The organism is Streptomyces monticola (assembly GCF_042665355.1).
Classification (GTDB): Bacteria; Actinomycetota; Actinomycetes; order Streptomycetales; family Streptomycetaceae; genus Streptomyces; species Streptomyces monticola.
Genome location: NZ_JBHTCF010000023.1, coordinates 116,465 through 122,748, shown reverse-complemented (window position 1 = coordinate 122,748; position 6,284 = coordinate 116,465). Strand labels below are relative to the sequence as shown.

General features: G+C 71.3%; 4 protein-coding genes and 1 pseudogene. 2 read left to right on the top strand and 3 right to left on the bottom strand.

Features of this window, described 5'->3' with window-relative positions; all coding sequences use genetic code 11:
• Positions 1-213: 213 nt before the first annotated feature.
• Together glgA and glgC are read left to right on the top strand one after the other, a co-directional pair.
• Positions 214-1,380, top strand: coding sequence for a glycogen synthase (gene glgA, locus ACFQVC_RS36475; RefSeq protein WP_381838850.1), 1,167 nt, complete (start codon positions 214-216; stop codon positions 1,378-1,380).
• 37 nt (positions 1,381-1,417) lie between these two features.
• A complete protein-coding gene (gene glgC / locus ACFQVC_RS36470; protein WP_381838848.1) occupies positions 1,418-2,638 on the top strand; it encodes a glucose-1-phosphate adenylyltransferase in 1,221 nt (406 codons plus the stop codon).
• A gap of 42 nt (positions 2,639-2,680) precedes the next feature.
• Here the strand turns inward: glgC and ACFQVC_RS36465 are convergent, their stop codons facing one another.
• From ACFQVC_RS36465 to ACFQVC_RS36455, 3 genes and pseudogenes are all read right to left on the bottom strand, one after another.
• The gene (locus ACFQVC_RS36465) at positions 2,681-3,676 is read right to left on the bottom strand and encodes an ABC transporter permease (protein ID WP_381838866.1); all 996 of its coding nucleotides are present in this window, start codon (positions 3,674-3,676) and stop codon (positions 2,681-2,683) included.
• A gap of 38 nt (positions 3,677-3,714) precedes the next feature.
• Positions 3,715-4,677, bottom strand: coding sequence for an ABC transporter permease (locus ACFQVC_RS36460; protein WP_381838846.1), 963 nt, complete (start codon positions 4,675-4,677; stop codon positions 3,715-3,717).
• Positions 4,674-6,284 (bottom strand): annotated as a pseudogene (locus tag ACFQVC_RS36455) (sugar ABC transporter ATP-binding protein). Before ACFQVC_RS36455 ends, ACFQVC_RS36460 begins: the two are co-directional and overlap by 4 nt.

The following is a 6,284-nucleotide window of genomic DNA, read 5'->3' as shown; positions in this document are numbered from 1 at the left end:
GGGTCCCGCCCGCCGCCCGCCGCCGCCCGCCGCCGCCCGCCACCGCCCGCCCCCTCGCCACGGGAATCGCGCGCGCCTGGCCGGAGTTGGAGCCCGGCGGCGGGAGCGCGGGTGCCGGTGTCTTCCGTCGGGGCGTCATGTGCGTGACCATGAGAGGGCTGCCGACGTGCCCCAGGCCGACGGGACCTGGTGCCGAGCGGAGGAGGGGCCTGGTTGAAGGTCGGACTGCTCAGCCGTGAGTTCCCGCCGGACGTCTACGGCGGCGCAGGGGTCCATGTGGAGTTCCTCGCACGGGAGTTACGGCCCCTCACCGACCTCCAGGTGCACTGCTGGGGCGAGGGGCACGGTGACGGCGTCGTACGCCACCGGGCCTGGGGCGGACTCGGCGCCGCCAACGACGCGCTGCGCACCTTCTCCGTCGACCTGTCGATGGCCGCCGGACTCGAAGGCCGCGACCTGGTGCACTCGCACACCTGGTACGCCAACCTCGCCGGGCATCTCGCCAAGCTGCTCTACGGCATCCCGCACGTCGTCACCTCGCACTCCCTCGAACCACTGCGGCCCTGGAAGGCCGAGCAACTGGGCGGCGGCTACGCCCTGTCGTCCTGGGCCGAGCGCACCGCCGTGGAGACCGCCGACGCCGTGATCGCCGTGTCGCACGGAATGCGCGACGACATCCTGGCCTGCTATCCGGCCATCGACCCGGCGCGGGTGCGGGTCGTGCACAACGGCATCGACCCGGAGCTGTACCGGCCGGACCCGGGCACCGAGGCACTGCACCGCCTCGGCGTCGACCCGGACAGGCCCTACGTCCTGTTCGTCGGCCGCATCACCCGGCAGAAAGGCGTGCCCCATCTGCTGCGTGCCGCCCGCCACCTGGACCCCGTCGTACAGCTCGTCCTGTGCGCCGGAGCGCCCGACACGGCCGAGATCGACCGGGAGTTCCGCGCCCTCTTCGACGAACTGCGCCGCACGCGCGGCGGTGTCCTGTGGATCCCGGACATGCTGCCGCGCCCGGACGTCGTGCAACTCCTCACGCACGCCGCGGTGTTCACCTGCCCCTCGGTGTACGAACCGCTCGGCATCGTCAACCTGGAGGCGATGGCCTGCGGCACGGCGGTCGTCGCCTCCGCGGTCGGCGGCATCCCCGAAGTCGTCAGCGATCAGGAGACGGGACTCCTCGTGCCGTACGACGAGAAGCGGCCCGAGGCGTTCGAGGAGCAGCTGGGCGCGCTGCTCGGCCGGCTCGCCCGCGACCCGGAGACGGCCGCCCGCATGGGCGCCGCCGGACGGGCCCGCGCGGTACGCGAGTTCGGCTGGAGCGCCGTGGCCCGGCGCACCGTGGACGTATACGAGGAGCTATTGCCAACCGGCGTGTGAGACAAGGGAATCCGGTCGACTCAGTCAGGGGGCGGCGATGCGTGGTGGACCTTCGGTGCTCGGGATCGTCCTGGCGGGAGGAGAGGGCAAACGGCTTCTGCCGCTGACCGCGGACCGGGCCAAACCCGCGGTCGTCTTCGGGGGCACCTACCGCCTGGTCGACTTCGTCCTGTCGAATCTCGTCAACGGCGGAGTGATGAGGATCTGCGTCCTCACCCAGTACAAGTCGCACTCCCTCGACCGCCATGTCAGCCTCACCTGGCGGATGTCCAGTCTGCTCGGCAACTACGTCACCCCGGTGCCCGCGCAGCAGCGTCTCGGCCCGCGCTGGTATCTGGGCAGCGCGGACGCCATCCTGCAGTCCCTCAACCTCGTACACGACGAACAGCCCGACTACATAGCGGTGTTCGGCGCCGACCACGTCTACCGCATGGACCCGCGCCAGATGCTGGCACAGCACATCGAGAGCGGCGCGGGCGTCACCGTCGCCGGCATCAGAGTGCCCCGCGCGGAGGCCTCCTCCTTCGGTGTCATCACCCCCGCCCGCGACGGCACGCGCGTGGACGCCTTCCTGGAGAAGCCCGCGGACCCGCCGGGCCTGCCCGGCGACCCGTCCCGGGTCTTCGCCTCCATGGGCAACTACATCTTCACCACCAAGGTCCTCCTCGACGCGCTGCAGCTGGACGCCGAGGACGAGCGCTCCGCCCACGACATGGGCGGCTCCATCCTGCCCATGCTCACCGGGCGCGGCCTCGCCCAGGTCTACGACTTCGACGACAACCACGTCCCCGGCGAGACCCCGCGCGACCACGGCTACTGGCGCGACGTGGGCACCATCGACACCTACTACGACGCCCACATGGACCTGCTGGCGGGGCACCCGGTGTTCAACCTCGACAACCGCCGGTGGCCGATCTACACGCACCCGGGCCAGCTGCCGCCCGCCAAGTTCATCGCCGGCGGCATCGCGGGCGAGTCCGTCGTCAGCCCCGGGTGCGTGATCAGCGGCCAGGTCACCGGGTCCGTCCTGTCGCCGGGCGTGGTCGTCGAGGCGGGCGCCGTCGTACAGGGCTCGGTCCTGCACCACAACGTCCGCGTCGGCCGGGGCGCCGTGGTGCGCGGCGCGATCCTCGACAAGAACGCGGAGGTACCGCCCGGTGCCACCATCGGCGTCAACCCCGAGCGTGACGACGAGCTCTACTCCGTCTCCAAGAACGGCATCGTCTCCCTCGGAAAGGGGCAACACGCCCTGCCGTGAAGATAGTTCACTACTTGCGCCAAGGCGCGCCACAGTTCCTGCTCAGAGCATCCGTCGCCTGCGGCCGAGCCAGGTCTGCGCGATCACCACCACCGCCAGGAACGCCCCGCTCACCACCTGCTGGTAGGCGGAGTCGAGGGAACCGATCTGGTTGATGACGTTCTGGATCACCTTCAGGAGCAGCACGCCGACCAGGGAACCGCTGATGAAGCCGAAGCCGCCGGTGAGCAGCGTGCCGCCGATCACCACCGCCGAGATCGCCTCCAGCTCCATGCCGACGCCGAGGATCGTCACCCCGGACACCAGCCACGCCGCGTTCAGGGCTCCGGCGAGCCCCGCGCACAGGCCGGAGACCGTGTAGACCGCGACCTTCGTACGGGCCACGGGGGCGCCCATCAGGGCGGCAGCGTCCTCGTTGCCGCCCACGGCGTACACGTACTGTCCGAAGCGGGTGCGGCGCAGGACCACCGCGCCCGCGACAAAGAGCGCCGCTGTGATCCACACCGGGACGCCGATACCGAGCAGCTTGTCCTGGCCGAGGCGGGCGAAGAAGGAGGTGTCGTCCACCAGATAGGTCTTCGAGCCCTCGTCGGTGACCGACAGGAGGATGCCGCGGGCGAGCAGCATCGCCGCGAGCGTCACGATGAACGGCGCGAGCCGGGCGCGGGCGATCAGCAGTCCGTTGACCAGACCGATCAGTCCGCACACGGCGAGCGGAAGCAACAGGGCCGCCGCCGTGCCGTACTGGGAACCCCAGGCGGCGAGGACCCCGCCGAGCGCGAACAGCGAACCCACCGACAGATCGATGCCGCCGGTGACGATGACGAAGGTCATGCCGAGCGCGACCACGGCGAGGAACGCCGATGACACCGCCATGTTCTCCAGGTTGTCGCCGGTCGCGAACGAGTCGAAGCTCAGACTCGCCACCGCCGCCATCACCAACAGGGCGACCAGGGCGCCGTGTTGCTGGGTGAGCGCGGTGAGCCGCTCGCCGCGGCCCGCGCCGAGCGGCTTGTCGTCGGGGTGCGTCGCGTCCATGGGGTCCGCGCTCCGTGAGCTCTCCGTGTGGGTGGCGGTCATCGCTTCCCCCGCTCCCGGGCCGCGTACACCGCGGCGACGATCACGATGGCCTGGGCGATCTGCGTCCACGACGGCGGCAGATCATGCTTGATGAGCGTGGCGGTGAGCAGCTGGATCAGGATCGCGCCCGCGACCGTGCCGCCGATCCGGACCCGGCCGCCGCTGAGCGGGGTGCCGCCGACCACCACCGCGGTGATCGCCGACAGCTCCATCAGGGTGCCGAGCGAGGTCGGGTCGCTGGCCGTCAGACGTGCCGTGGCGAGGACCCCGGCGACGGCGGCGAGGGCACCGCAGACGACATACACGATGATCAGGACCCGGCGCACCGGCAGACCCGCGAGCTGCGCCGCGGGCCTGCTGTCGCCGATGGCGAGAAGGCGGCGCCCGAAGGTGGTGCGGCGCACCGTGAACGCCACCGCCACCGCGAGCGCCACCGCGATCACTACGACGTACGGGATGCCGAGGACGCTGCCGGAGCCGAGCGCGGCCATGCCCGGGTCCCGGACGTCCTTCAGCTGCGGCAGCAGCACCAGGGCCGCACCGCGCCCCGCGACCATCAGCGCCAGGGTGGCGACGATGGGCTGGACCCCGATGAACGCGATCAGCGAGCCGTTCGCCAGGCCGACGAGCATTCCGCCGAGCACCGCGACGAGGACCGCGATCCACGGCCCGTAGCCGAGATACAGGGAGATCAGCGAGGTGGACAGGGCCATGACCGAGCCCACCGACAGATCGACGCCCTCACTGCCGATGGCCAGCGCCATGCCGAGCGCGACGATCATGACGGGGGCGACCTGTACCGCCTGGGTGCGGAAGTTCTCGGCGGAGACGAAGTTCGGGGTGAGCGCCACATTGACCAGGAACAGGACGGCGACGCCCGCGTACACGCCGTAGTCCTGCAGCAGCCGCATCACCCTGGCCCGGTCCAACTCGGAGCGCCGCAGCGCGAGTTCGGTCACTTCTCCTCCCCGGTGGGGGTGGGGGCCGCGGGGGTGGCGGTGGTGGCGGTGGTGGGGGCATCGAGAGCGCTCCCCGTGGACGCGATGGCCCGCAGGAGCCGGTCCTCCGTGACCTCGGTGCCCGTCAGCTCCGCCACCACCGCACCGTCCTTGAGGACCACCACCCGGTCCGAGCCCTCGATGAGTTCCTCCATGTCGGAGGAGATCAGCAGTACGCCGAGCCCGTCCTCGGCCAGCTCGTCGATCAGCTTCTGCACCTCGGCCTTGGCGCCGACGTCGATACCGCGGGTCGGCTCGTCGAGCAGCAGCACCTTGGGCTGCATCGCAAGCCAGCGGGCGAGCAGCACCTTCTGCTGATTGCCGCCGGACAGCTCGCCGACCTTCTGGTGCGGGCCCGCGGCCTTGATCCGCAACCGCTACATGAAGGTGTCCACGACCGCGTCGATCCGCGCCTCGTCGACCAGACCGAACCGGGACAGGCCGGGCAGCGCCGCGAGCGCGATGTTCTCGCGCACCGACAGGCCCGGCACGACGCCCTCCGCCTTGCGGTCCTCGGGCAGCAGACTGATGCCCGCCCGGATCGCGGCCGGCGTGGAGCCGGTACGCACCGGGGCGCCCGCGACCAGGACCCGGCCCGAGTCGGGTGGCAGCGCACCCGCGATGGCCTTCGCGGTCTCGCTGCGCCCGGAGCCGAGCAGACCGCCGAGCCCGACGACCTCGCCGGGACGCACCTCCACCGACACCGCGTGCAAGGTGTTACGCAGGCTCAACTCCTCGGCCCGCAGCACCGGTTCGGCCGCCGCGTGGTGCTCCCCGGTGAACTTCGTCAGGCCCTCGCTGCGCACCTCGCCCATCTCACGGCCCAGCATCAGCGAGACGAGCCGTAGCCGGCCGAGGTCCGCGAGCGGACCGGTGTGCACCACCTTGCCGTCGCGCAGCACGGTGACGGCGTCGCACACCTCGTACAGCTCGTCGAGGCGATGGCTGACGTAGACCACCGCGATTCCGCGCTCGCGCAGCATCCTGATCACCCCGAACAAGGTGCGCACCTCGCGCGGTTCGAGGGACGAGGTGGGCTCGTCCATGACGGCCACCCGCGCGTCGACGGCGACCGCACGGGCGAGCGCGACCATCTGCTGCGCGCCCACGCCGAGCGAGCGCAGTGGCCGGCTGACGTCGACGTGTACGCCCAGGTCGCGCAGGGCCGCGTCGGCCTCGCGGTGCATCCGCCGGAAGTCGATCAGACCGAAGCGGGTGCGAGGCTCGCGGCCCAGGAACAGATTGCGGGCCACGCTCATCAGGGGGACGAGATTGACCTCCTGGTAGATCGTGGAGATCCCGGCGTGCTGCGCGTCGAGCGGCGTCGCGAAGTGAGCGCTCTCACCGCGGTACATCAGCTCACCGCCGTCCGGCTTGTACACCCCGGTGAGCACCTTGATGAGCGTGGACTTGCCGGCGCCGTTCTCGCCGATCAGGGCGTGCACCTCGCCGGGGCGGACGGCGAAGCCGACCCGGTCGAGGGCGAGCGCGCCGGGGAAGGACTTGGTGATGTCCAGGGCGGCCAGAACGGGCGCCGGGGGAGCGGCGGCCGACGAGGGAGCCGCCAT

What these genes read in the sequence shown, in the direction of transcription:
- glgC (WP_381838848.1), top strand. Translation starts at nt 1,418, where the DNA reads ATGCGTGGTGGACCTTCGGTGCTCGGGATCGTCCTGGCGGGAGGAGAG.
- ACFQVC_RS36465 (WP_381838866.1), bottom strand. Translation starts at nt 3,676, where the DNA reads ATGGACGCGACGCACCCCGACGACAAGCCGCTCGGCGCGGGCCGCGGC.